Source organism: Pseudomonas gregormendelii, assembly GCF_017114825.1.
Classification (GTDB): Bacteria; Pseudomonadota; Gammaproteobacteria; order Pseudomonadales; family Pseudomonadaceae; genus Aquipseudomonas; species Aquipseudomonas gregormendelii.
This window is the reverse complement of record NZ_JADEVO010000001.1, coordinates 1-26,263: the sequence shown is the minus strand read 5'-3', so window position 1 is coordinate 26,263 and position 26,263 is coordinate 1. Positions and strand designations below refer to the sequence as shown.

The window sequence follows — 26,263 nt, the reverse complement described above, 5'->3', positions numbered from 1 at the left end:
GTTGACGAAAAGCGCCCCGCCCCGGCATTCCTGTCGGGGCGGGGCTTTTTTGCCCATATCGCCTTTAGCGCTGGTCGCAAACGCTAGGGCGAATGTGGTTATTTTGGAGATACAACATGAACGAATTTACCCTGAATGCTGAAGTGCGTTCCGACCTGGGGAAAGGTGCGAGCCGCCGCCTGCGTCGTCTCGCAAGCCTGGTACCTGCTGTAGTTTACGGTGGCGAAAAAGCCCCTGAATCCATCAGCATGCTGGCTAAAGAAGTTGCCAAACTGCTCGAAAACGATGCGGCTTACAGCCACATCATCGAACTGAACGTTGGCGGCACCAAGCAAAACGTGATCATCAAGGCTCTGCAGCGTCACCCGGCCAAAGGCCACGTGATGCACGCTGACTTCGTACGCGTTGTAGCTGGCCAGAAACTGACCGCTGTCGTGCCTGTACACTTCGTTGGCGAAGAAGCTCCGATCAAGAAAGGCGGCGAAGTTTCGCACGTTACTTCCGAAATCGAAGTGACCTGCCTGCCGAAGGACCTGCCTGAGTTCATCGAAGTCGACCTGTCGAACGCTGAAATCGGCGACATCATTCACATGTCCGACCTCAAAGCCCCTAAAGGCGTTGAGTTTGTTGCTCTGGCACACGGTGACGACAAGGCTGTTGCCAACGTTCACGCTCCACGTGTTGCTCCAGAAGAAGACGCTGCTGAAGAAGGCGCTGCAGAGTAATTTCACTCTGTTCGCCGGAGTGACCGGTAACATCGCGGACTAGTACGTAGCGAGAAAGCGGGCGAGAACGCGGAGTTTACATAATGGTAAATGAGCACTTGTCGTCCACTTTCGCCGCACTCGGCGATGTTAACCACCACTCCAAGGAAGGGCCCCTATCGTGACTGCCATAAAACTGATCGTTGGCCTGGGAAATCCAGGCGCTGAATACGAACAGACCCGGCATAACGCAGGGGCCCTTTTTGTTGAGCGCATCGCGAACGCACAAGGCGTGAACCTTGTGGCGGACCGCAAATATTTCGGCCTGACCGGGCGCTATTCGCATCAGGGTCAGGATGTTCGTCTGCTGATCCCCACCACCTACATGAACCGCAGCGGCCAGGCCGTGGCGGCACTCGCAGGATTCTTCCGCATCAAGCCCGAAGAAATCCTGGTGGCGCATGACGAACTCGACCTGCCTCCGGGCGTTGCCAAGCTCAAGCAGGGCGGCGGCCATGGCGGTCACAACGGGTTGCGCGACATCATTGCGCAACTGGGCAATCAGAATACCTTCTACCGCTTGCGGCTTGGCATTGGCCACCCGGGCGTAGCCAGTATGGTTTCAAACTTCGTCCTGGGTCGTGCGCCACGCGCCGAACAGGAAAAACTCGATGCCAGCATCGACTTTGCCCTCGGCGTGCTGCCGGATATCCTCGCCGGTGAATGGAACCGCGCGATGAAAAACCTGCACAGCCAGAAGGCCTGACTTTTACCCGAGGGGAAACACCATGGGATTCAATTGCGGCATCGTCGGCCTGCCTAACGTCGGCAAGTCCACCCTGTTCAACGCCCTGACCAAATCCGGGATCGCGGCCGAGAACTTCCCCTTCTGCACCATCGAACCGAACACCGGGATCGTGCCGATGCCGGATGCGCGCCTGGAAGCTTTGGCTGCCATCGTTAATCCGAAGCGTATCCTGCCGACCACCATGGAGTTCGTCGACATCGCAGGCCTGGTGGCCGGCGCGTCGAAAGGTGAAGGCCTGGGCAACAAGTTCCTGGCCAACATCCGTGAAACCGATGCGATCGCCCACGTGGTCCGCTGCTTCGAAGACGAGAACGTGATTCACGTTTCCAACAGCGTCGACCCGAAACGCGACATCGAGATCATCGACCTGGAACTGATCTTCGCCGACCTCGACAGCTGCGAGAAGCAACTGCAGAAAGTCGCGCGCAACGCCAAGGGCGGCGACAAGGACGCCGTGGTTCAAAAGGCATTGCTTGAGCAACTGATCGCTCACTTCACCCTGGGCAAGCCTGCACGGACCCTGATGAAGAGCATGGGTGCCGACGACAAGGCGGTGATTCGTGGCTTCCACCTGCTGACCACCAAGCCGATCATGTACATCGCCAACGTCGCTGAAGACGGTTTCGAGAACAACCCGCTGCTGGACATCGTCAAGGCCATCGCCGAAGAAGAAGGCGCCATGGTGGTTCCGGTCTGCAACAAGATCGAAGCCGAAATCGCCGAGCTTGAAGACGGCGAAGAGAAGGACATGTTCCTTGAGGCCCTGGGCCTGGAAGAGCCTGGCCTGAACCGCGTGATTCGCGCCGGATACGAAATGCTGCACCTGCAGACCTACTTCACCGCCGGCGTTGAAGAAGTCCGCGCCTGGACCGTACGCGTCGGTGCGACCGCACCACAAGCCGCTGGCGTGATCCACACCGACTTCGAAAAAGGCTTCATCCGCGCCGAAGTCATCGCCTATGACGACTTCATCCAGTACAAGGGCGAAGCCGGTGCCAAGGAAGCCGGCAAATGGCGCCTGGAAGGCAAGGACTACATTGTTAAAGACGGCGACGTGATGCACTTCCGTTTCAACGTGTAAGACTCCCCGCTCAAGAAGAAGCCGCGTTCAATACGCGGCTTTTTTGTACCTGTCAGATTATTCGAAGATCGCAGCCTCCGGCAGCTCCTAGAGGGTGTACACCTCACATCAGTAGGAGCTGCCGAAGGCTGCGATCTTTTGATCTTCAGGCCTTTCTGGTTCTCGGCAGGAAGATCGCCAACACCCCCAGCAATGGCAGGAACGAGCACAGGAAATACACGAACTCAATCCCGCGGGCATCCGCCAGATAGCCCAGCAGCGCCGCGCCAATCCCGCCAAAACCAAACATCAAGCCAAAGAATATCCCGGCGATCATCCCGACATTGCCCGGGACCAGCTCCTGGGCGTACACCACGATGGCCGAGAATGCCGACGCCAGGATGAAACCGATCACCACGCTCAAGACGCTGGTCCAGAACAGGTCAACGTGAGGCAAAAGCAGGGTGAAAGGCGCAACACCAAGGATCGAAAACCAGATGACGGCCTTGCGCCCAATCTTGTCGCCGATCGGGCCACCGAAGAACGTACCGGCTGCCACCGCCCCCAGGAACAGAAACAGATGCAGTTGCGAACTGGCCACCGAGAGGTCGAATTTCTCGATCAGGTAGAAGGTGTAGTAACTGGTGAGGCTGGACATGTAGAAGTACTTGGAGAACACCAGCAGCCCCAGCACAACCAGTGCGCCGGTCACCCTCCCCTTCGACAGACCGTGGGTTGCCGCCTGCCCTTGTTTGAGCTTGAACAGGTTCAGGTGATTGGCGTACCAGCGGCTGATGCGGTGCAGCACAAACAGCGCAAACACCGCGAACAGGCCGAACCATGCCACATGCCCCTGGCCGAACGGAATGATAATGGCTGCCGCCAGCAATGGGCCGAACGCCGAGCCCGCATTGCCGCCAACCTGGAAAGTAGACTGCGCCAACCCGAACCGCCCGCCCGAGGCCAGTCGCGCTACCCGGGAAGCCTCCGGGTGAAAGGTCGAAGAGCCGATACCGATCAGCGCCGCCGCCAGCAGGATCATTGGAAAGCTGCCGACCACCGACATCATCAGTATGCCGATCAAGGTGCATACGCTCCCGGCCGGCAGCAGCCACGGCTTGGGATGACGATCTGTGTGATAGCCGACCCATGGCTGCAACAGCGAAGCGGTCAGTTGAAAAGTCAGGGTAATCAGGCCGACCTGGGTAAACGTCAGGCCGTAATTGGCCTTGAGCATCGGATAGATCGACGGCAAGACCGACTGGATCAGGTCGTTGATCAAATGGGCCAGCGCCACGGCGCCGATGATGCGCATGACCAAAGGGCTGCTTTGTGAAGTCGCTGATGCCGGCGCGGCGCCGGTCTGGGCATTGCTGATAGCCATGAGAATTTCCGCACAACGGGTGGGTGCAAATGGGCAGGAGCGTCAATGTGCCATTTTTCAGTGCATCAGCGCCATCCCCTTAGCCTGCTAACGACATTTACGAATGCTTTCCATGCGGGTAATAGCGCATCGCCATGGTCTGAATCTTGCGTTACCACTTCCTTTAGACGCGGCCCCTTACAAAGGGGACCGAGAATGGGAAGTTTCGCTACGCAGTCGGCCTACAGAGCGGACGAGGGTGAACTTTCGAGGCCTTTAAACGGGCACCAGTCGCGGCCAACACGGCCTCGGCGCACGCCAATGGTGCGTGGTGCCCAGGGGAGTCACGGGGCATGCAGGCTTTTTTATCACCGGGCATTGGCTTGCTGGGGCGCTTTGGCTTCGCACGCAAGTTTCAACTGTTGTTTTTGCTGTTCATTCTGCCGCTGGCGGGCAGCCTGTGGATGATCGGGCAGGATTACCGCAGCAAACTGAATCTGATCTCCGAAGAGCGTGCCGGGGTTCGGCAACTGCTGTCACTGGATGCGCTCGACAATCTGCTCGCAGCCCAACGGGATCGCGCCGCGCGCTGGCGAGCCACGGAAACCAATCGTCAACCCACGCCCGCCACGCTCGCCGCCATGGCTGCGTTTGACGAGGCCCAGCCAGCCATCGCCCAAGCGGCTGTGGAGCTGGGTAATACCCTCGCTGCCGAAGGTGCCCGGGATGAAACACTGGCGCGCTACCAGGCCCTGCAGGCCGCCCTTGAAGGCCTGGATTCAAAAAGCCTCGGCAGCATCGGTTGGTGGCCCGACGGTTACGATCGCTTCACCGGTGCCTTGAGCGCCCTGCAAGCCCTGCGCGAGCAAATTGCCATGGACAACCGGCTGACCCTCGCGCCATGGCTGGAAACCTATTTGCTGACGCAGATCTCCACTCAGCACGTGCCGGACCTGATCGAACGGGTCGGACGCCTGGCGAGCATCGGTCAGGCCTCAGTGGTGTCTGGGCAATTCACCTTGCAAAGCCGCTTGCAGCTACGAGACCTGCGCAGTCGTATCGGCGACGCCCGGGAGCAGCTTGTGAAAACCGCAGGCTTGCTGGAATCGCGCCTGCCCAGCGACTTGCAAACCTGGTCAGGGCGCTACCAGGACAGCCTCAAGCACCTGGATGCCGAGCTGAAAGTTCTCGATGACGGCGTATTCGGCGGTAGCATCAAGCTCAAGCACGAAGACTTTGAGCGTGGTCTGGACGCCTTGCTGGTCGACCTCGCCTCCCTGCGCCAACAGTCCCTGGGCTCGCTGGATCAGCGCCTGGATAACTACCATGGCTCGGCGATGCGCCAGGTCATCGGTGTGGCGACGATTTTCGGCTGCCTGCTGCTGGCGGCGCTGTATCTGTTCACCTGCCTGCAAACGTCCATCCGGCGCAGCGCCAGCGGTATTACAGTGCTGGCCGAAGCGCTGCGCGATGGCAACCTCAGCCTGCAGGTGCCGGTACAGGGTCGCGACGAGCTGGCGGCTATCAGCACCGCGCTAAACGTCGCGGTGGTGCAGTTGCGCAACAGCATGCTGGGGGTGGATCACGAGACCCTGCAATTGAGCAACGCCGTGCGCGCGCTCAACCAGCATTCCAGCGGCGCATTGGGCGAAGTCGAGGCACAACAACTGCAGATCAGCCAGATCGCCGCGGCGGCCACCCAACTGGCCGCCACGTCCCAAGGCGTGGCCCAGAGCTGCGAACAGGCCTCGGGCAGCGCCCAGCACACGCGGCGCATTGCTGCCGACAGCAGTCGCGACAGCCAGCGCACCACGGCAAGTATCCAGCAGCTTAACCAGCGTTTGAACGAGACCGCGGCGGCACTCGGCCGGGTGAGCGAACAGGGGCAGCAGATTCAGCTGGTAGTGGACACCATTCGCGGAGTGGCCGAGCAGACCAACCTCCTGGCCCTTAACGCCGCCATCGAGGCCGCCCGCGCGGGCGATCAGGGCCGCGGCTTCGCCGTGGTGGCTGACGAAGTGCGCAGCTTGTCGAAACGCACGCAGTCCTCTACCGCGCAGATAGCCCAGACCGTTGATAGCCTGCGGCAAACGGTGGATGAAGCGGTGAGCCTGATGGAAGCGGCCTGCAGCCAGGCACAGAACGATGCGCAGTCGGTCACCGGGCTGGGCCAACGACTCGGGGAAATTGCCAGCGCAGTGCAAGGCGTCACCGACACCCTGGCGCACATTGCGACAGCGGTAGAGGAACAGGCCAGCACCGCCGATGAGGTCAGCGGCAACATCCAGCAGGTTGATCAGGCGGCAGTGCGGCTGCTGGAAGGGGCCCGCGCCGTAAACCTTGCGGCGGACACCTTGAGCCAAGGCAGCAAGGCATTGAGCGCCAATACCGGGAGGTTTCAGCTCGGCTGACAGCCTCCACCGCCGCGTTTTATAGCACCATGTGGATAAGCGGTTGAAAGCGTAGAGAAATATTTTAAATTTACGCTTGACGCATCCCCGTTACCGGTGAATAATGCGCGCCACTTGGCTACATAGCTCAGTTGGTTAGAGCATAGCATTCATAATGCTGGGGTCCGGGGTTCAAGTCCCTGTGTAGCCACCAAGTACTAAAAACGGCTTACCGAAAGGTAGGCCGTTTTTTTATGCCTCGAGAAAAGTACGCAGGCTTCTCTGCTGACACAAATCCTGCAGGAGCGCGGCTTGTCGGCAAGGAGATACTCTAGTCCTGGATCGATTTTGCGGCCGCTATCGCCAGCAGGATCACCACCGCATCGACGCCAACGCAGACACCCCCCGCTCCCAGATCTGCCACGTCCGCAGCCAGACCATCGCCTGCCAGTCGCCGTCCGCGGGATAGAATTGTTCCAGCAGGTTCTGCTTGATTCCACGCCCTACCGCATCACTTGGATTGCCGTGCAGATGAAGCCAATGGTCGTCGCGCAAATGACGATGTACTTCGGGCCCCGGATAAGTCCCACACTCGATCACAAAAGGCATCAATCGCACTTGCGGCAGCGCGTCGATCAGCGCCTGTGAGGTGTAGCCGGTGGCCGTCGCGGCGACGCCGGTTTCGCTCAAGGTGTCGGCGCCGGTCAGCAGCGTGTAGAGCCACGGCCCGTAGATTGCCTGCGCATCCGCCAACGCTGGATAAGCGGACTCGGTGATGGTCAGCAACATTGGATGGCCGTACTCCCCCGCGCCGGTGTGCAAGTCGAAGCACATGGCGACATCAGCGTGGGCGACGTGCTCCTGGAGGATCTGCTGCAGCGTACGATTCGACCAGCTCGGTGCCCGTCCGCCAAAAAACAGGCCGTCAGGATGACTGTGTTGGCCGCCCTCGACAATCGACATCACCGCCGGCCAGCCGTGCTTGTGGATCTGCTCGTCAAGCAGCGCATCGGCGCGATCACGCTCGGGGCCCGCCAGCTGGGTACAGGCATAGATTTCATGCAGCGCTGCATAGGCCTGGTTGTCCGGGAGCGAATCGTCAAAATCCAGGTGATTGCGGTTAAGGTCGATGTTGTCTTCGTTGACCCGGCGCAGCCACGCTGTGCCCCAGGGATTGATCAGATGGACAAACACCACCGCGACATCGGTGGGCAACACGCGCTTGCCCAACTCCTGCACCCACTTGATCTGGCAGCCCGAGCCATAGAAGCCTTCAACCCCGTGAGTGCCACTTAGCGCGATCAGCAAGCGCTTGGCGCCCGGATCACCGAGCACCGCCACATCGGTACTCAGCCGTTCACCGAACGGGCCGTTGAGGGGATGCGGATATTCGGTCACAGTCGCGCCGGCGGCATTCGCTGCGGCCAGAAACTGTTGACGCTGCGCGCCATAGCTTGGCTGTGTGGGGAAGTCGGTGTACATGTCTGCCTCTTGTTGATCTTCTGACGTGTCTGCTGCCCTTGACCCTACAGAAAATCCGTCAATGGATGAAGGACTAAAACCGCCTATGGTTTGCGTCACTGGCTGTAGGCCGATAAAGTCCCCGGACCTTTCCCACGGACGGAGTGCCCCGCGTGTTCACAGCCTTTAACTGCAATCGCTATCGGTTGTCAGCCCTTTCGCTGATTGCCGGTGCGCTAACGCTTGCCGCGTGCAACGCTCCGCCCGTTTCGACATCACCCCTCGCACCGGAAGCGGCCTCGGGCTATCGCACCGACCTGCAGGCCCGGCACGCCTCAAAGCATATGGCCGCAGCGGCCAATCCGCTCGCCGCCGAAGCCGGACGAGCAATGTTGCGCCAGGGCGGTTCGGCAATTGACGCCGCTATCGCGATGCAAGCGGTGCTGACGCTGGTGGAGCCGCAATCCTCGGGTATCGGCGGCGGCGCCTTGATCGTACTTTGGGACGGCAAAACAGTGCGCACCTACGACGGTCGTGAAACCGCGCCCGCCGGTGCCACCGAGAAGCTATTCCTGCAAGCCGACGGCCAACCGATGCCGTTCACGCAGGCACAGATTGGCGGTCGTTCGGTGGGCACACCCGGCGTGCTGCGGGCACTGGAACTGGCTCACCGGAAACACGGGCGCCTGCCCTGGGCACAGCTGTTCGAACCGGCGATCAGACTCGCGGAGCAAGGTTTTCCTATCTCACCTCGTCTGCATCAGTTGATCGCGTCGGATTCGTCCATGCCGCGCTCGCCGGACATGATGGCGTATTTCCGCAACGCCGATGGCAGCCCGAAAGCCGCAGGCACTCCCCTGAAAAACCCGGCGCTGGCCGCCACGTTCAAACGGATCGCCAGGGAAGGTGCCGATGCGCTGTACAGAGGTCCCATCGCCCAGGAAATCGTGGACAAGGTTCAGGGGCATGCCAATCCCGGCAGCCTGTTGCTGAACGATCTGATCGGCTATACCGCCAAGGAACGCGCACCACTGTGCACCGATTACAAGCGCTGGCAGGTCTGCGGCATGCCGCCGCCGTCATCGGGCGGAATCGCCGTGGCGCAGATCCTCGGCACCTTGCAGGCCCTCGAAACTCGTGACCCGCGTTATGCCCTGGCGCCACTGAAACCGGTCAAAAGCACCCGAGCCGCCGGCATCGAACCTGCGCCTGCAGCTGTGCACCTGATCTCCGAAGCCGAGCGACTTGCGTATGCCGACCGCGCCCAGTACGTCGCCGACAGCGACTTCGTGCCCGTCCCGGTAAAAGGCCTGGTGGACCCGACGTATCTGGCCAGCCGCGCCGCCCTGATCGGCGAACGCAGCATGGGCACGGCCACACCTGGGACACCTCCGGGCATCCAGGTGGCCTATGCACCGGACCGTTCACCTCTGCGCATCTCGACCTCGCAAGTGGTGGCCGTCGATGACCAGGGTGGTGCGGTCTCCATGACCACCACCGTGGAATCCGCCTTCGGCTCTCACCTGATGGTGCAAGGCTTCCTGCTCAACAACCAGATGACCGACTTCTCGTTCATCCCGGAAGAAAACGGCCGGAAAGTCGCCAACCGCGTCGAGCCGGGCAAACGCCCCCGCTCCTCCATGGCGCCCACCCTGATCTTCGATCGACAGACCGGCGAGTTCCTCGCCACCCTCGGCTCCCCAGGCGGCTCGCAGATCATCGAGTACGTCGCCAAGTCGACCATCGGCCTGCTCGACTGGAACCTCGACCCGCAGGCCGCCATCAATCTGCCCAACTTCGGCAGCCGTAACGGCCCGACGGAACTGGAACGGGGGCAGTTCAGTACACAGCTGATTCAAACGTTGAAGGACAAAGGGCACAACGTGAACGAGATCGACATGACCAGCGGCACCCAGGCGATAGTTCGGGTCAAGGATGCGCAGGGCAAGGTCACATTGGCGGGCGGTGCTGATCCGCGCCGCGAGGGGGAAGCGTTGGGGGATTGAGCGTTTTGTGCGAGTGGGAAAGGGCTTACCGGGTGGCAGGCCCTTTTTTAGGCAGTGCATCCGGGTCAGGCTAATGTTGGCTGGCAGCGGACCCGATTCAAACCAGCAGAATCTTGCCGTCCACCGGATCACCAATCTTCAGGAAATGCCCGCCCGCGACGTGATGCAAGGTGCGCAGCTCGTCGTGCCCTTCGAAGTGCCAGCGGCCATCGCTGAACACCCGCGCGTCAGCCTGGGCAGCTATGACTTCGGCGAGAAACAGATCGTATTGCTGGTGATTACCAGGCTCCGGCAACAGTCGACATTCCAGCCAGGCGACGCAGCCTTCGAGCATCGGCGCTGCCACCTGCTCGCCGCTGAATGTCTGCAGTGCATAGGCCTGGAACTTGTCCTGGCCCGGCGCCCGGGAGATTTCCAGCCCGGATGTAGAACCGACGGTCTGGACGATGTCGGCCTGGGCGGCGCAGGGCACGTTCAGCACGAAGGTCCCCGAAGCTTCCAGCAGGTGTCGGGTCCAGGTGGACTTATCCAGCACCACGGCAATTTTCGGCGGCTCGAAATCCAGTGGCATAGCCCAGGCCGCCGCCATGATATTGCGCTGGCCATCGTGGGCGGCGCTGACCAGTACGGTCGGCCCGTGATTGAGCAGGCGATAAGCCTTGTTCAAGGGTACGGGCCGGCGATGGGAAGCGTGCATGCTGTCTGCTCCAGGAGAAAACGCTGATTGTAGCGGGATACGGGTTAATCCTGCTCAGGTCGCCAGTTGACTGGCGAACTGTCCGACCGCGTCGACCACCCTCTGCGCGCCGTCCTGCGCGCACCGAAATACGCCGCGCTGGCGACCCCGACCACGCCCATCACTGCACTGAATATTACGCATATCCAGGGGCTCCAAGGCATTAGCCCGATCAGCAACAACGGCGTGATACTGGCCCATGCGGCGTAGGCGATGTTGTAGGTGAAGGAGATTCCCGATACACGAATATGCGCTGGGAACAGCCCGACCATCACCGACGGCACCGCACCCACCACGCCGCAACACAGACCGGCAATGGCATAAGCCAGGCCAATCCAGCTCCCGCCATTGATCAGGCAGCTATAGAGCACTGCAATGCCCACTGGCAGCAGCAGGCTATAGAGCATAACGGTACGCCAGGCGCCGATGCGATCCACCAGTAATCCGGCGAGCACGCAACCCACATTCAGGAACACGATGCCCAGGGCGCTGAGCCCGAAGGTGTAGCTGGCGCTCATACCGAAGGTTTTCTGCATCATGGTCGGGGTGATCACCACGAACACCACCACCGCCGAGGTCAGAACACAGGTCAGGATCATCGCCGGCAGCATGGCCAGGCGATGTTCGCGCAGGACCGTGCGCAATGGCAGCTCGACCGCCGCTTCGCGCTTGGCCTGCATCGCCATGAATACCGGGGTTTCGCTGAGCCAGCGGCGCAACCAGACTCCAATCACACCAAACACCCCGCCTAGCAGGAAGGGATAACGCCAGGCGTAATCGAGGATTTCCTCCGGGGTGAAGACCTGCGCCAGGAACGTCGCCGCCAGCGCGCCGATCAGGTAGCCGAAGGTCAGCCCGGCCTGCAGGAATCCCAACGCGTAACCGCGATGGCCGACCGGCGCGTGTTCGGCGACGAAGACCCAGGCGCTGGGCACCTCACCGCCTACCGCTGCGCCCTGCAGGATACGCAGGGCCAGCAACAGCAACGGCGCAAAATAACCGATCTGGGCGTAGGTCGGCATGATCCCGATGAGCAGGCAAGGCAACGCCATCATCAAGATGCTCAGGCTGAAGACCTTCTTGCGTCCCAGTCTGTCAGCAAAATGCGCCATCAGGATGCCGCCCAATGGGCGCGCCAGGTAACCGGTGACGAAGATCCCGAAGCTTTGCAGCAGGCGCATCCACTCCGGCATTTCCGGGGGGAAGAACAGTTGGCTGAGGGTCAGGGCGAAAAATACGAAAATAATGAAATCGTAGATTTCCAGCGCCCCGCCCAACGCGGCAAGGCCGAGGGTCTTGTAGTCCGAACGAGTGAACGGCGCCGGGCGCACATCGGTTTGGGCAGTCATGAAAAAACACTCTGGCACGGGCAAAAAATTCTAGGCGCCCATGGTCTACGCAAATCCGTCTGCGGACAACCCGTTAGACCAAAGTCCCAAAGCGGTAAAAGTTGGTCACAAAAAATACAGCGTTTGATTTACTGTTGGCACCTGTCCAGACGGGCCCACGAGGCCCTGAAGACCACAATAAACATAAAATTCGAGGTTCTCCCGTGGCCGCTGATATCGACGATAGCCGCTATGCCCGCTTTGCCCTGCGCTGCTCAAGCTTTGCCGAACGCTGGTTCCCCGACTCCTGGGTGTTTGCGGCACTGGCCGTGATCATCGTGGCCCTTGCCACCATGGCAATGGGCGCCAAGCCCACCGATGCCGCCATGGCCTTCGGCGATGGCTTCTGGAGCCTGATTCCGTTCACCATGCAGATGGCGTTTGTGGTGATCGGCGGTTATGTCGTCGCCAGCTCGCCACCGGCTGTGAAACTGATCGACCGATTGGCACGCATCCCGAAAAACGGCCGCTCCGCCGTCGCCTGGGTCGCGCTGATTTCCATGGTCGCGTCGTTGCTGAACTGGGGACTGTCCCTGGTATTTGGTGGCTTGCTGGTGCGTGCCCTCGCCCGCCGTACCGATCTGAAGATGGATTATCGTGCTGCCGGCGCCGCTGCTTACCTGGGGTTGGGTGCGGTCTGGGCCTTGGGTCTGTCGTCATCGGCGGCGCAATTGCAGGCCAACCCGGCCAGCCTGCCGCCGTCGATCCTGTCGATTACCGGGGTCATTCCCTTCACCGAAACCATTTTTCTCTGGCAGTCGGGCGTACTGCTGCTGGCGCTGATCATCATTTCTCTGATCATTGCCTACGCCACCGCCCCTGGCCCCAATACGGCCCGTGACGCAAAAGCCTGCGGCATCGACCCGAGTTTCAATCTGCCGCCACTGCAACCGCGCACCCGCCCTGGCGAGTGGCTGGAACACAGCCCGCTGCTGACCATCCTGCTGGTCCTGCTGGCGGCCGGCTGGTTGTTCCATGAATTCTCGACCAAGCCGGCGATCAGCGCGATCTCCGGGCTGAACACCTACAACTTCCTGTTCATCATGCTCGGCGCCCTGCTGCACTGGCGTCCGCGCAGCTTCCTCGATGCAGTCGCCCGAGCCGTGCCGACTACCACGGGAGTGCTGATCCAGTTTCCGTTGTATGGTTCGATCGCCGCACTGATGACCACCGTCAAGGGTACCGATGCGCAAACCCTGGCGCACCACATCTCGACCTTCTTCGTCAGCATCGCCTCCCACGACACCTACGCGCTGTTGATGGGTGTGTATTCGGCGATCCTCGGCTTCTTCATTCCGTCCGGCGGCGGCAAGTGGATCATCGAAGCACCCTATGTGATGCAGGTGGCCACCGACCTCAACTACCACCTGGGCTGGGCGGTGCAGATCTACAACGCCGCCGAAGCGTTACCTAACCTCATCAACCCCTTCTACATGCTGCCGCTGCTGGGCGTACTGGGATTGAAGGCCCGGGACCTGATCGGATTCTCGTTCGTGCAGTTGCTGGTGCACACGCCACTGGTGCTGTTTCTGCTGTGGGCGCTGGGCACGACGCTGACCTACACGCCGCCCGTGATGCCATAAATGTCGCTGGATGCACCTGTTCAAGCAGGTGCATCCAGAGTTGTTCGGTGGATTGTTCCTACCCCACGGTTCGCCATCTCCTGACACCATTACAGGCTGCAGCTGACATCGCACGCGCGATGGCTGCAGTAACCTTCGACAATTGCGCAATCACAGGCTTAAAAGGATCTGAGCATGTTCAAACGCACAGCACTTACCCTCGCGGCCCTCACCCTGGGTGCCGCCGCCCACGCCGATGTCGATCTGAAACTGGGCAGCACTGAACGCGTCACGCGTCTGTTCGCCTACCCCAACAACTGCGGAGTCGTGTGCTTTCGCAACTGGACGCTGGAGCAAACCGTCGAGCACTACCTGGGCCAAAGCGTGCAGCGCGATGGCTACGCCACGGCAAAGGTGCGGGTCAAAACCGATAACGATCAGCTTTACGCGCAAATCACCGGGGTGCCTGCCGGTTATCACAAACCACTGCAAGCCCTGCTCGACGCCGGAGACCTGGCCTGGTCCGGCGCAAACAGACTGAACGCTGACGGCAAGTGGGCGTACAACTGGTCACTGTTCCTGCCTTTGGGCATGGCGCTGAACAATCGTAAAAGTATCGAGCTGTTGCACTTTCCGCCGGACTATTCGCTGACCCAGGCCCAGGATTACCTGCGCTCGGCCACCACTGATCGTTGGGCCACGCTGCTAACCGCCAACGGCATCCCAGCCGCGCAAACACCCGCTTACCAGACCATCATCGACATCGCCCCGATTGCCGCACCCGCGACTGCGGGCAAGGACCTGGAGGGCGTTTACAATTATTTCACCGACTATCAGACCACCATGGTCAGGGAGCTCAGCCGCACTGCCAGCGGCGCGGCATTACCCATGATCGCGTTTGGCGCGCCGGTGCGCAGCTGGGTCAAGGCGCAATACGGCCCCACCGTCAGCGTGTTGGGGCTGGCGACGATCAGCCCAAATGCCGGGGTCAAAGTACCCGTGTTGGGCGCCAATCACCCGAGCTACATCTGGTACGCGGCCAATCCAGCCGCCTATTCCGGCAAGGATGCCCAGGCCCAGGCTGACGCGGCAGGCCTGAAGGTGATGGGCCAGGATTTGAGCGCTGCGTGTTGGCAGGCCGGCATGGGCAGCGCCCCCGGCAGGGATCCGGCGACGCAATTGAAGAGCTGTACCCAGACCTGGCAAGTCACTCGCACGGAAAAAACCTGCGAACTGTTCTATACCTCGATTCGCAACCTGCCCCCGGCCCAGGCCGTCGCCAACTGTGCATCGGCACCGATCAGGTCCCAGCTCAGCCAGCTGAAAACTTCGGCGACCACGGTTGCACCGGGCCAGGGGCTGTAGACGCGAAAAGCGCTACAGCGGACGCAGACGGTACTGTGGCGGCAACTGCTCGAAGCCGCTGATGGTTGCGTTCAGGCTTTTCCAGCGACCGTCCTTGATGCCGTAGATGCAACCGTGAATCGACAGTTTCTGTCCACGATGCCAGGCATTTTGCACAATGCTGGTGTGGCCGACGTTGGCCACTTGCTGGATCACGTTCAGCTCGCAGAGGCGGTCCACCTGCTCCTCTTCAGTTGGCAACAGCGCCAGCTCTTCGCGTTTTTCGTAATACAGGTCGCGAATCGAGCGCAGCCAGCCATCAATCAGGCCCAGCTGGCGGTCCTGCATCGATGCCCGGACGCCGCCGCAACCATAGTGGCCGGTCACCAGGATGTGCTTGACCTTGAGCACGTCCACCGCGTACTGAATCACCGAAAGGCAGTTCAAGTCGGTATGCAGCACCACGTTCGCCACGTTGCGGTGGACGAACAGGTCGCCGGGCAGCATGCCAACGATTTCGTTCGCCGGCACCCGCGCATCGGAGCAACCGATCCACAGGTATTCGGGGGTCTGTTGGCGAGCCAGCTTGGAGAAGAAGTCCGGATCTTCCTGTTTGATCGCTTCAGCCCAGCGTTCGTTGTTATCAATCAGATCTTGTAATTCGTTCATGCTGTAGAGCCTCAAGAATGGTGCGCTTCTATGACAGACAACCACCCGTCGGGGTCACGCGATCGATGCAACTAAGGCAGGTGGAATTCTCGCCAGCCCTGTGGGTCCACCCTAGTAAGGCCCACAGTATGAGGAAATACCATGACTGATTCACGACGTCCTTTCGACTCGGCGCAACCCGAGCCCATCGATGACAACGAAGACCGCATGGGTTCATTGCATGAACTGGACTTTGACGAAGACGAACCCGGCGCCCGGATTGGCGACGAACTGCCGGACAACGAGCGCGAACAACGGATGCCGCCTGAGCGGGTGCGGGAGGCCGGCATGACGGGCGCCTCCACCAAAGACCACGAACCCACGGATGATGACATGAGCCCGGAAACGCTCATCCTCGAAGACGGCGCAAGGGATGCCCGGGAAGCAGGCGAAGAAGGTCAGGCAGACTGGGACTTGAGCATTGTCGATGAAGATGACATCGGCGGAGGCAATGGCCTGGATGAAGCGGAACTGGCGCAGCGTGATCCGCTGGACGGGAATCGCTGACCTACCCGATTGACGGAATTCTCCCGTGTAGGAGCTGCCGCAGGCTGCGATCTTTTGATCTTGGTGTGGATAAAATCAAAAGATCGCAGCCTTCGGCAGCTCCTACGGGGTATCTGTGTTCAATCCACCAGTGTGCAGGCCATGACCACCGCATCTTCCCGGCCGCCAACCGCCGGATAATAGTCCCGGCGCCGCCCTATCTCGTTGAACCCGTACCGCTCATACAAGCGAAACGCCGAACGATTGCTGTCCCGTACTTCCAGGAAGCACTCCCGTGCCTCGGCCTTGTAGGCAATCGACATCAGGTGCTCCAGTAACGTCAGGCCCAAGCCACGGCCCTGGTTCTCCGGCTTGACCGTAATGTTCAACAGGTGCGCTTCATCAAGAATGATCTGTACCACGCCGTGGCCGACCTGTTGCTGCCCTTCGAACATCAGCCAGATCTGGTACTTGCCGAGCCCATCAAGAAAAATCCCGCGGGTCCACGGATGGCTGTAAGCCGCGTATTCGATCTTCAGTACAGCGTCCAGGTCCGCCTCGATCATGGGGCGAAACGATACAGCGTCACTCATTTGATTCTTTCCAGCGCGCCATCAGCCGACGCATGGCTTGCCAGACATCAGCCTTACGCTGTGGCTCTTCCATTAATAATTCCAGGCCCGGCAGGGCCCAGACCGAGCCCAGGCCTTCGACCTGGAGTTCACGGTTGAACGATTCGGCGTTTTCCTCGCCAGCGAAACGTACCGCCGGCAGACCGATCAGCCATACGCAGACGCACGGTGCATCTTCCAGTCGGGCCGAGAGGAAACCCTGCACGAAGTCACGAGCGGCTTCCGGGCCTTGATCCATGGTGCCCCGGGCCAGCAGCGGCCAGCGCACGGGGTCACCGACTATCTGTGGGCTGTCCGGCAGGCCGGCGGCGCGCAGCATGTCCTTGAGCAGCAGATAGGCAGGGTCGCGGGTTTGAAAGGTTTCACCTGTGGGTAACTCGACCAGCAGCAGGCAGCGACCGGCGCGCAGCAACTGCAGGGCGAAACGCGGCGGCGGCACTACTGGTGGCTTGACCACGACTGGCGCGGCCACTTCTTCGACTTTTGCATCCGTGCGGGTGCTGGCCAGCGAAGGCCGAGGCACCTCGATCTTCACCCGCTCGGCGGGCTTGGCCTGCGGCTGCACGGGCGCCTCAGCCACAGCGGCCATTGCTATCGGAGCGACGACCACGGGTTGCGGTGTCTCCAGCAGCTCGGGCCGCGACGGCGCGGCGAAGGGCAATTCGGTGCGCGGCAGCCAGTTGACCACCTGCATGGCGGTCAAATAAGCGCGGCGACGGGACTCGATAAGCAAAGGTCGGCCACTTGTGGATAACTAAAGTGCGTGGATTCTACCGCCCTTCTCGCAAGATCGCCCGCGCTTGATCGACAGAAAGCCGACTGTCCGTCCCGAGAGTTAATCGCAATGGGCGCGATGCAGTACAATCGCTGCTTTTATCGCCAACCAGCCGGCCATTCCGATGATCGAACCCAAGCGCGTCTTGCGCGCCCTCGCTGAACACTGGGCACTTCTGGAGCCACTGTGCGAGCACTTCGACCAGGGCACGTTGAGCCTCAACGAACTGCGCACGCAATTGGGCGCCCAGCAACTGGACAGCACGCCGCAGGACATCACCAGCCTGCTGGATGTGTGGATTCGCCTCGACATCCTGGTGCCTGTGGCAAAAAGCCCGAACCGTTTCGAGCTCAATGCGCAGATTCACGACTTCCTCGCCTACTTGCGCCGTGAGCACCGCCTGGGTCTGTGTCTGGAAATCGAAGCCTACTTGCGCCACCTCGAGCGCCTGGCCGGTTACATCCAGGATGCGTTCGACATCCGCGACGGCCACGACCTCGCACGTCAATTGCGCCTGTTGGACATGCGCGTACGGGACGTTTTGAAGAAACTTGCCAACGACGAACAGGCTCTTGTGGCCGTCGCCGAGCGCGCCAAGACCAGCGACCGGCAGATTCCCCTGCGCCAGCGTTACGCCGAAGTGCTGGCGACCTGGGACGAATACGTCGAGCCGATGATCCAACTGGTCAATGCCGACGGTGCTTTCGAGCAAGGCGTACGCAAGGTCGAGAATGTCCTGCTGAAGATGCTCACCGAACAGCAACGGCTGGGCCACCTGGTCGACGACGACATGCTGCTGCGCACCCATGCGCGCATCCTCGAAATGCAGACCAGCGCCCAGTTGACCCTGCGCCACGCCCGCGAACTGCTCCTGCCGTTGCGTGAAGAGGCCCGTCGGCACAATGCCGTGACCCGTGGCGCGGCGCTGGCCTTGTCGGCTATCCGGCGCAAAGGCCTGGACGCGGTCCCCCAAGCGGCCATGCCAATGTTCACCCGCCCGCAAAGCACCTTCCTTGGCAGCGCCAGCCAGGTCGAAGCGTACGTGTATGCACTGGCCCGTTTCGAGCCGAAACCGGCGCGTTTCCCCAAGGCTCACAAAACCCAGAAAGGCGAAGCCCCGCGTGCGCCACGTACCGTTCGCGAAATGCTTGAACGCTGCGAAGACGCCCTGCCGATGCCGGACCTGATGGCCTGGCTGCTGGAGCAGGAGCCAGACGGCGCCACCGACGAGTTGCTGTACTGGTTCTCGCGCCTGTCGCGGGAAAAACGTTTCCAGCGCGAGCGTCTCGAACGCCGCGACTACCACACTCATGAGCACCAGGTCAGCCTGCGCTCCTTCGCCCTGCTCTCGGCCCGCGACAGCGCCGCCGAGGATTCCGCGAGCATCCCACATGCATCTTGATCTATCCGAACTGTCCCAGCTGGCACCGATATTCCGCGAGCTGTTCAAGGGCTACCACGTCAGCCGCCGTGATCCAGAGCTGTACGCGCAACTGTCGAACTTCCAGGACCAGTACCGCACGCTGTTCAAGGCATTGGGGTTCGAGCTGGTCTGCGATACCCGCGGCTTCTATTACTTCGTGCCGGACCTCGCCGCCGCTGCGGTGAACAAGACCGCCCAGCGCCTGGCGCTGTTTACTTTCATTCTGGTCGAGCATCTGGCGGATCAGGGGCGGGACCCGATCGCCGTGCTTGACGGAGGCAGCCTGGGTCGCGATGAATTGCCGTCGCTACTGGAAAAGTACCGCGACCTGTTTATCCAGGCCGAAGTGCAAACTGTCGAAGAGCTCGAAGAAAAAATCATGCGCCGCATGACCCAACTCGGTTTCGCCGGCGAAGAAAACGGCGTCTATCGCTTCCTGCCGCCGATGCACCGCTTCCTCGATGTCTGCCTGTCGGTGCAGCAGGACCGCAACCTGGCGGCCAGTCTGCACAGCGTGTTGCCGCTGCCGGTTCCATTGCTGATCGATGACGACAGCGATGAAAAGCTGCTGCAAACCGATGATCCACTGGATCTGACTGACTTCGAAGAAGAAAGCGAAGAGGACGCCATGGCGCGCGCCATTGCCGAAGAACAGGAGACCGACGCATGAGCAAGGAACGCTACGGCATTCGCCGCTTCGCCCTTTTGAATACCGCCGGCTACAGCCTCGGCCTGTTCCCGCTGGAAGAGCCGCTGTCGGTTTACGGCGCGAACAACCTCGGCAAATCCGCCTCGATCAACGCGCTCCAGTTCCCGATCCTGGCGCGCATGTCGGACATGAGTTTCGGCAAGTACAGCCTGGAACAATCCCGGCGCTTCTACTTCGCCTCGGACACCAGTTACATCCTCGTTGAAGTGTCCCTGCCCCATGGCCCGCACGTGATCGGCGTGGTGGGTCGCGGCCCGGGCGGTGGTTTTGGTCACCAGTTCTTTGCCTACGCCGGCAAACTGGACCTGGCGCACTACCAGAAGAACGACACCTGCCTGCGTCAGAAAGAGCTGTTCACCAACCTTGAGCGCGAGGGCCTGAAAGCCTACGAACTCAAGCCGGATGAATTGCGTCGTTTGCTGGTGGGCGGTCACACATCGATTCCGCTGGACCTGACCCTGATTCCACTGCGCTCCACCAGCGAACAAAGCCTGAAGACGTTCCGCGCGCTGTTCATCAACCTGTTGCACATGCGCGAAATCACCGCGGCCAAGCTCAAGCAGCTGTTCCTCGATGCGTTCGAACACAGTCTGCGCTCCGGCAGCGTGGACTACATCGCGGCGTGCGAAGAAGCATTCCGCGATGTGCGCCGCATGGAGCAGGATTACAATTCGCTGGTCACGGCCGGCCCGCTGGTCGAAGCCCTTGCGGCCGGCGTGACCCAGCGCAATATCCTGCGCGGCAAACTGCACCGCATCTCGCCGCTGCTCGACTCGTTACTGGGCACCTGGTCGGACTATGCCAGTGCGCGCAAGGAAGAGCTGACCATCCAGGCCGAGCACTACCGCAACGAACAGGACGCATTGCAAAACGATCAGCGCGGCGGCACTCAGGAGTTGATGCGCCTGGAACGGGAAATTTCCGGCATCCAGCGCTGGCTGGGGGAATTGTCGGTACTGAAGAATCGCTTTGCCCTGGTCGATGACGTCAAGGTCCTGGAACAGCAACTGCTGGCGGCCAAGGATGCGCACGACGAACTGGCCGGTGCGCTGGCCCAGTCCCGCCAATTCAGCGCCGAAGACCTCGAAGAGCGTCTGCGCGACCTGGAAAAACGCCTGAAGTCGGTCAAGCAGCAGCTCGATCATGCCGACAACAACAGCTACGCCCGACTGCGCGAAGAGTTCTCGCAACAGGACGTCGAGCGCTTGATGCGCCTGTTCAACAGTGCCCTGTTCAGCCTGCCACTGGGTGAACACGGTATTGCGCTGGATGAGGACGGACAGTGGGTCAAGTCCATGGAGCTGATTCTGGACAGCTTCAAGGGCGAGCGATTCGAAGTGCCTGGCTTGTCCATCGATATGTCGCACATCGAGCCGCCGGCCCTGCAAGCCCTGGCTGACCGCGCCGCATTGCGCGACCAGAAAGAGCGCCTGGAAAAAGAACTCAAGCAACTCAAAACTCAAGCTGCCGTGGCCGCCGACCGCGCGGCGAGCAAGACCCAGACCGAAGCGTTGTACCAGCAAGTGCTGGACGCGCAAAAGGCGCTGGAGGATTTCCGTCGCTCGCAAACCCTGAGCGCCGAAGAAGGCGACAAGCTGGAACAGCTGGCCCAGATGGAAGCCGCGCAGGACGAATTAAAACGCTCCAGCGATGCATTCACCGAGCGAGTCCAGCAACTGTCGGCCAAGCTGCAACTGGTAGGGCGGCAGATCGGCGACATGGAAGCCAAGCAGCGCACGCTCGACGACGCCTTGCGCCGCCGCCAACTGCTGCCGGCAGACCTGCCGTTCGGTACGCCGTTCATGGACCCGATCGACGATTCCATGGACAACCTGCTGCCGCTGCTCAATGACTACCAGGACAGCTGGCAGGGACTGTTGCGCAGCGATGGACAGATCGATGCACTCTACGCCCAGGTGCGTCTCAAGGGTGTTGCCAAGTTCGACAGCGAAGACGACATGGAGCGGCGCCTGCAACTGCTGATCAATGCCTACGCGCATCGCACCGACGAAGCGCTGACCTTGGGCAAGGCCCGCCGCGCCGCGGTCACTGACATCGCGCGGACACTGCGCAATATCCGCAGCGACTACGACAGCCTTGAGCATCAACTGGCCCTGTTCAACCGCGAGATCAACAAACGCCAGGTGTCCAACCTGCAGAGCTTCCGCATCGTGCTAGCGCCGAACAAGGAAGCTTTGAAACACATTGACCAGATCATCCACAGTGCCGGCCAGTACGAAGAAGGTGAAACCCTCTCGGTATTCGACCTCAGCCAGAGCGCCGATCAGGACAACAGGAACGAGGAGGCCAAGGAGTATCTGGCACGCCTGGTTGCTGCCAACCACAACCAGTTGGGCCTCAAGGACCTGTTTGAACTGGCATTCGAGATCACCAAGGTCAACGGCCAGCCCGTCATCCACACCGACATCGATGGTGCTGCGTCCAACGGCACCACCATGACCATCAAGGCGCTGACCAACATGTACCTGTTGTTGCACTTGATGGACCGCGACCAGGCTGGCCGGGTGCGCTTGCCCTACTACCTCGACGAAGCGGCGGACATCGACGAGAAAAACCAGGCAGCCTTGCTGGAAACCAGCCTGCAACTGGGTTTCGTGCCGATTCTGGCGAGTGTCAAACCGCAGGTTTGCGCCAGCGTCGCCATTGACCTGGAAGGCGGCAGCGGACCGAACGGGATTTACATCGACGAGGCGGACTGGAAATACATTCGCCGTCACGATGAAGTGAAGCCTGTGGTCAATGTGGCAGCCGATGAACCGGAGCTGGATGCGGTCTGAATTTGCCTGATCCAAACAAAAGGCCGCGATCCAATGGACCGCGGCCTTTTTTGTCCAAGCTGCTTGGGGAATGCGAGGGCCTGCTCGCGATGACGGCAGCACCGCCGCCGATAATTATTTACCGATCGCGATCTTCGGCGCCCAGGTCAGCCATTCATCTTCGAACTTATCAAATAAAGGGAATGTCTGTTCCGCTCGCGCAGGGTTACCCATGCGCTCGCCATCCGGGGTGGCGAACGCGATGCCACCCTGAATCAGGGTTTCCAGAGACTCGGTGCGCATCGTCGCTCCCTTGAACAGTCCATAGTCGAATCCGAAACCGCTGGAGTTCCAGAACCGCGTACCGCTGCGCACCAACGGCGCGTACTTGGGTTCAATCAGGATGTGGATCAGTACGCGATCCCCTGTCTGCCCCAGCTCATACCCCGTCACCTTGCCTACCGCCACTTCCCGGTAGGTGACCGGCACGCCGATCTTCAACGAGCCCCGACGAGCCGCGCTCAACACCAGGCTCAAGCCAGGCTCCACCTTGGCTATTTCTGGCGGGCTGGATAAGGCCACGAAACTCTTCTGCGGGCCCAGGCTCTTCGGCGCGGGCTGCACCTCAATGTATTGACCGGTCACGAGGGTTTCAAGGTTCGCGGTCTTGATCAGACCCAGCTCCGGCTTGACCACCCAGAATTGACTGCCGACCCGGGCAATACGCTCCGGTACTTCGGTAATTCGCGCGGTGAGCACCACGGATTGCAGGTCATCGGTGAGATCAACGTCCTCGATCTTGCCGACATCCAGCCCCTTGAACCGCACAGGCGTGCCGGTGCGCAAACCGTCGGCGCGGTCGACCTTGATGGTGACCAGGGTGCCTTTCTCGTTGGCCTCGTCGTGGCTGGGGAACAGGCGGAACCGGGGGATACGCTTCTGCAACGGCGCCTTGGCTTGCGGTGTCTCAAAAGCAATACCACCCGCCATCAGGCTTTGCAGTGACTCGCTCTTGACCTGGATGCCACCCGTCAGCCCACCCGTGAGGGTGACGCCACTCGCATTCCAGAATCGGCTGGAGGCATTGACCAGGCCTTCATATTCTTTCTCGATGTGAACGCCAATCACCAGCTGTTTACGGGTCTTGGAGAATTGATAGCTCTGGACCGAACCGACCTTCACCTGCTTGTAGAGAATCGGGCTGCCCACTTCCAGCGAGCCGAGGTTCTCGGTAAACAGGACCAGGTGCAGCCCGGGTGAGCGCAGGTCCAGAGGCGGAGCCTTGGGTCTTGCGACAAATTCACGCTGCGGCGCCGCCCCCTTGTCGCCGGGGCGTATGGCGATGTAGTTACCCTTCACCAGCGCTTCCAGACCCGTGATGCCAGCGAGGGAAATCGAGGGTTTGACCACCCAGAACTGAGTGCCATCGACCAGATAATCCTCGGCCAGCGGGTCCAGGGTCAGCTCGGCAGTGGCCGCCGTCAGGTCAGGATCGACCTTGAGCACCTTCAGGTTGCCGACCTGAATCCCTTTGTACATGACCGGCGTACGACCAGCCTGCAAACCTTCGAAATCACTGAGCTTGACCTTGATACGGATACCGGCTGCGGCAGCGTCGAAATCTTCATAGAGCCGGAACGGCAGACTCGGATCGGTTGCCGGGCTGTCCTTGCGGTTTTCCGGGGTCGCAAAGGCAATACCGCCTGCAACGATGCTGGCCAGGGATTCGCTGCGCACCTTCACGCCGGAAAGATTGGCGTCGATGCTGATGCCGCTGGCGTTCCAGAAACGGGTATGTTTACGCACCAGATTGGCGTAAGTAGGCTCAATGAAGACCTTGAGCTCAACAGTGCTTTGATCTTCAGACAACAGGTAGCTTTTCACCTGGCCGACCTTGATCTGCTTGTAGAACACCGGGCTGCCGCGGTTGAGCGAACCCAGTCGGTCGGCCTTGATGGTCAGGTGCAGGCCGGGCTTGGCGTCGGATAACGGTGGCTCTTCGGCAAGCGCCTTGAACTTGCGAGTGGGCTCGCCTTCGCCCGGGCTGATCGCGACATAGTTACCCGAAACCAGGGTCTCCAGGCCAGTAATACCAGCCAGGGTGACGCTTGGCTTGACCAGCCAGAAGCGGGTGCTGGTGCGCAGGTATTGCTCGACATCCTTGTTCATCTCGACGGTGGCGATCACGCCTTTGGAGGCGCCTTCGTCGTCGAGTTTAAGGGTCTTGACCTTACCCACCGACATGCCTTTGTAGACGACTTCGGTCTTGTTGGCCTGAATGCCTTCACCACTTTCGAACCGCACCTGAACCTCGATGCCGGTCTCGTTATAGGCTCGCCAGCCGAGCCAGCCGCCGATGATCAGGGCGATCAGGGGTAACACCCAGATAGCCGACCAGTTCGAGGCCGGTCGGGTTTTAGCTGTTGGCAAATCAGTCATGGTCGTCGTCCGACTCCGTGTTATCCCAAATCAGTCGGGGATCGAAAGTAACTGCAGCAAGCATCGTCAGAATCACCACACTGGCGAACGCAATGGCACCAAGATTGGCTTCGACGCTGGCAAGCCGTCCGAAATTCACGACCGCCACGAGAATGGCGATCACAAAGATATCGAGCATCGACCAGCGGCCAATGAATTCAATAAAGCGGTACATCAGAATGCGCTGGCGGGCCGACAGCGGCTGGTGGCGTTGTACCGAGAACAACAGCAATGCAATGCCTACCAGTTTGAAGGTCGGCACGACGATGCTGGCAATGAACACCACGGCTGCAATGGGGATCATGCCGTGCTGAACCAGCTGGATCACCCCGGACATGATGGTGCTGGGATCGCCCTGCCCCAGGGAGGTAACCGTCATGATGGGCAATACATTGGCCGGGATATACAAAATCGCAGCAGTAATCAGTAGCGCCCAGGTTCGCACCAGGCTGTTCGGACGGCGCTCATGGACTAACGCACCACATCGAGTACAGACCTGCTCGTCGGTGTCAGCGTCCTGCCTGTTCAACTCATGGCATTCGGTGCAAATCAGAATGCCTGCATCAATCGCCCGCATGGGCATCCTCTCCTGATAGAGCCTGCCAGATCTGGTGGGGCGACATCACCACTTCCAGCCAGACCTGAACCAACAACAAACTGATGAAACATGCCAAACCGAGTCCGACGGTAATCTCTGCCATATCTGCCAGCTTCACGATCGCAACCAGGACGCCCATGAGATAGACCTCAAGCATGCCCCAGTCGCGCAAATGGTGATAAATGCGATATAGCAACAAACCGTAACTGCGGCCGACGTCAAAGCGAATGCTCAGCAATACCGCCAGCTGGCACAGCAACTTGAGCAGCGGGATGGCCATGCTGCACAGGAACACGACGACCGACACGCCTTGCATGCCGGTGTCGAACAACCCCACAACACCGCTCCAGACAGTGTCTTGCGACGATTGTCCGAGTAGATTGAGCTCCATGATGGGTAAAAAGTTCGCCGGGATAAACAACAGAAGAGCGGCGATCACCAGGGCGAGACTGCGTTGCACGACGTTATGCCGGTGCGCGTAGAGTTCATAGCCACAACGAGGACACAGCGCTTTCTCGCCATGGGCGAGCTGCGGCTTGCGCATCAGCAGGTCGCACTCATGACAGGCTACCAAGTCTTCCAGCGGTAATTCTGACAGCCCGGGGGCGTCAACCGAATCTGGCATAAAGGCGCTGGCTCCGAAATAGTTGGACCTATTCTAGTGTCCTGAACTGAAAATAACTGTGCCTATTTGTGCTGCAAATAGTTGCTTTTGTTCCAGACAAAAGCAAAACCCCTACCTGCATACGCAGATAGGGGTTTCGGAATTTAATCTTGACGATGACCTACTCTCACATGGGGAAACCCCACACTACCATCGGCGATGCATCGTTTCACTGCTGAGTTCGGGATGGG

General features: G+C 60.4%; 21 protein-coding genes, 1 tRNA gene, 1 rRNA gene and 1 pseudogene. 13 read left to right on the top strand and 11 right to left on the bottom strand.

Annotated elements, in window-relative coordinates; translation table 11 throughout:
* The first annotated feature begins 116 nt into the window (after nt 1-116).
* The 3 genes from IMW75_RS00110 to ychF all read left to right on the top strand — a co-directional run bounded on the left by IMW75_RS00110 (nt 117) and on the right by ychF (nt 2,593).
* Nucleotides 117-725 (top strand): 50S ribosomal protein L25/general stress protein Ctc, encoded by a 609-nt coding sequence (locus IMW75_RS00110; RefSeq protein WP_045059218.1) that lies wholly within the window; start codon nt 117-119, stop codon nt 723-725.
* A 160-nt stretch (nt 726-885) separates the two neighbouring features.
* Nucleotides 886-1,470 carry an aminoacyl-tRNA hydrolase gene (gene pth / locus IMW75_RS00105; protein ID WP_008037207.1) on the top strand — a complete coding sequence of 195 codons (585 nt, stop codon included), beginning with the start codon at nt 886-888 and terminating at the stop codon, nt 1,468-1,470.
* 22 nt (nt 1,471-1,492) lie between these two features.
* The gene (ychF, locus tag IMW75_RS00100; RefSeq protein ID WP_205891587.1) at nt 1,493-2,593 is read left to right on the top strand and encodes a redox-regulated ATPase YchF; all 1,101 of its coding nucleotides are present in this window, start codon (nt 1,493-1,495) and stop codon (nt 2,591-2,593) included.
* Nucleotides 2,594-2,738: 145 nt separating this feature from the next.
* Here ychF and IMW75_RS00095 read toward each other — a convergent pair whose 3' ends face one another.
* Complete coding sequence (locus IMW75_RS00095) at nt 2,739-3,956, bottom strand: MFS transporter (protein ID WP_045059216.1); 1,218 nt, start codon at nt 3,954-3,956, stop codon at nt 2,739-2,741.
* Between the two features lie 332 nt (nt 3,957-4,288).
* Between IMW75_RS00095 and IMW75_RS27285 the strand changes: the two are divergent.
* The 3 genes and pseudogenes from IMW75_RS27285 to IMW75_RS00085 all read left to right on the top strand — a co-directional run.
* Nucleotides 4,289-5,485: pseudogene (locus IMW75_RS27285) on the top strand (methyl-accepting chemotaxis protein); the annotation flags it as partial.
* An 18-nt stretch (nt 5,486-5,503) separates the two neighbouring features.
* Nucleotides 5,504-6,346, top strand: a complete 843-nt coding sequence (locus tag IMW75_RS27280; protein WP_414704631.1) for a methyl-accepting chemotaxis protein — start codon at nt 5,504-5,506, stop codon at nt 6,344-6,346.
* Nucleotides 6,347-6,462: 116 nt separating this feature from the next.
* Nucleotides 6,463-6,539, top strand: a tRNA-Met gene (locus IMW75_RS00085).
* Nucleotides 6,540-6,697: 158 nt separating this feature from the next.
* Here IMW75_RS00085 and IMW75_RS00080 read toward each other — a convergent pair.
* Nucleotides 6,698-7,807, bottom strand: a complete 1,110-nt coding sequence (locus IMW75_RS00080; RefSeq protein WP_205891586.1) for a DUF2817 domain-containing protein — start codon at nt 7,805-7,807, stop codon at nt 6,698-6,700.
* A 152-nt stretch (nt 7,808-7,959) separates the two neighbouring features.
* Between IMW75_RS00080 and ggt the strand changes: the two genes are divergently transcribed.
* Nucleotides 7,960-9,792 (top strand): gamma-glutamyltransferase, encoded by a 1,833-nt coding sequence (ggt, locus tag IMW75_RS00075; protein ID WP_205891585.1) that lies wholly within the window; start codon nt 7,960-7,962, stop codon nt 9,790-9,792.
* A gap of 97 nt (nt 9,793-9,889) precedes the next feature.
* Here ggt and IMW75_RS00070 read toward each other — a convergent pair whose 3' ends face one another.
* Together IMW75_RS00070 and IMW75_RS00065 are read right to left on the bottom strand one after the other, a co-directional pair.
* Nucleotides 9,890-10,489: a flavin reductase family protein gene (locus IMW75_RS00070; protein WP_045059212.1), complete on the bottom strand. Its 600-nt coding sequence runs from the start codon at nt 10,487-10,489 to the stop codon at nt 9,890-9,892.
* A 44-nt stretch (nt 10,490-10,533) separates the two neighbouring features.
* Nucleotides 10,534-11,877, bottom strand: coding sequence for an MFS transporter (locus IMW75_RS00065; RefSeq protein WP_045059211.1), 1,344 nt, complete (start codon nt 11,875-11,877; stop codon nt 10,534-10,536).
* 203 nt (nt 11,878-12,080) lie between these two features.
* Here IMW75_RS00065 and IMW75_RS00060 point away from each other — a divergent pair, with 203 nt between their 5' ends.
* Nucleotides 12,081-13,499 carry a short-chain fatty acid transporter gene (locus IMW75_RS00060; RefSeq protein ID WP_045059210.1) on the top strand — a complete coding sequence of 473 codons (1,419 nt, stop codon included), beginning with the start codon at nt 12,081-12,083 and terminating at the stop codon, nt 13,497-13,499.
* Nucleotides 13,500-13,673: 174 nt separating this feature from the next.
* On the top strand, nt 13,674-14,843 hold the full coding sequence (locus IMW75_RS00055) for a hypothetical protein (RefSeq protein ID WP_205891584.1): 1,170 nt from the start codon (nt 13,674-13,676) through the stop codon (nt 14,841-14,843).
* Nucleotides 14,844-14,855: 12 nt separating this feature from the next.
* On the opposite strand, the gene can is transcribed toward IMW75_RS00055, so the two are convergent.
* Nucleotides 14,856-15,491, bottom strand: coding sequence for a carbonate dehydratase (gene can / locus IMW75_RS00050; protein ID WP_045059208.1), 636 nt, complete (start codon nt 15,489-15,491; stop codon nt 14,856-14,858).
* Nucleotides 15,492-15,632: 141 nt separating this feature from the next.
* Between can and IMW75_RS00045 the strand changes: the two genes are divergently transcribed.
* Nucleotides 15,633-16,037, top strand: a complete 405-nt coding sequence (locus tag IMW75_RS00045) for a serine kinase/phosphatase (protein WP_205891583.1) — start codon at nt 15,633-15,635, stop codon at nt 16,035-16,037.
* A 119-nt stretch (nt 16,038-16,156) separates the two neighbouring features.
* On the opposite strand, the gene rimI is transcribed toward IMW75_RS00045, so the two are convergent.
* Both rimI and IMW75_RS00035 read right to left on the bottom strand, forming a co-directional pair.
* A complete protein-coding gene (rimI, locus tag IMW75_RS00040) occupies nt 16,157-16,609 on the bottom strand; it encodes a ribosomal protein S18-alanine N-acetyltransferase (RefSeq protein ID WP_007942632.1) in 453 nt (150 codons plus the stop codon).
* Nucleotides 16,602-17,342: an energy transducer TonB gene (locus IMW75_RS00035; RefSeq protein WP_205891703.1), complete on the bottom strand. Its 741-nt coding sequence runs from the start codon at nt 17,340-17,342 to the stop codon at nt 16,602-16,604. Before IMW75_RS00035 ends, rimI begins: the two co-directional genes overlap by 8 nt.
* Nucleotides 17,343-17,547: 205 nt before the next feature.
* On the opposite strand from IMW75_RS00035, the gene mksB reads away from it, so the two are divergent.
* The 3 genes from mksB to mksF are packed head-to-tail and all read left to right on the top strand — an operon-like array spanning nt 17,548 to nt 22,353.
* Entirely contained in the window at nt 17,548-18,825 is a 1,278-nt protein-coding gene (mksB, locus tag IMW75_RS00030; protein WP_045059205.1) for an Mks condensin complex protein MksB, read from the top strand.
* Complete coding sequence (mksE, locus tag IMW75_RS00025; protein WP_205891582.1) at nt 18,815-19,516, top strand: Mks condensin complex protein MksE; 702 nt, start codon at nt 18,815-18,817, stop codon at nt 19,514-19,516. The genes mksB and mksE overlap by 11 nt, the downstream gene beginning before the upstream one ends.
* Nucleotides 19,513-22,353: an Mks condensin complex protein MksF gene (gene mksF, locus IMW75_RS00020; protein WP_045059203.1), complete on the top strand. Its 2,841-nt coding sequence runs from the start codon at nt 19,513-19,515 to the stop codon at nt 22,351-22,353. The genes mksE and mksF overlap by 4 nt, the downstream gene beginning before the upstream one ends.
* 114 nt (nt 22,354-22,467) lie before the next feature.
* Here mksF and IMW75_RS00015 read toward each other — a convergent pair whose 3' ends face one another.
* The 4 genes from IMW75_RS00015 to rrf form a co-directional block, all read right to left on the bottom strand.
* Nucleotides 22,468-24,771 carry a PqiB family protein gene (locus IMW75_RS00015; RefSeq protein ID WP_205891581.1) on the bottom strand — a complete coding sequence of 768 codons (2,304 nt, stop codon included), beginning with the start codon at nt 24,769-24,771 and terminating at the stop codon, nt 22,468-22,470.
* Nucleotides 24,764-25,387: a paraquat-inducible protein A gene (locus tag IMW75_RS00010; RefSeq protein ID WP_122838723.1), complete on the bottom strand. Its 624-nt coding sequence runs from the start codon at nt 25,385-25,387 to the stop codon at nt 24,764-24,766. The genes IMW75_RS00015 and IMW75_RS00010 overlap by 8 nt, the downstream gene beginning before the upstream one ends.
* Nucleotides 25,374-26,033, bottom strand: coding sequence for a paraquat-inducible protein A (locus IMW75_RS00005; RefSeq protein WP_205891580.1), 660 nt, complete (start codon nt 26,031-26,033; stop codon nt 25,374-25,376). Before IMW75_RS00005 ends, IMW75_RS00010 begins: the two co-directional genes overlap by 14 nt.
* 147 nt (nt 26,034-26,180) lie before the next feature.
* Nucleotides 26,181-26,263: ribosomal RNA gene (gene rrf, locus IMW75_RS27510) — 5S ribosomal RNA — on the bottom strand; the annotation flags it as partial.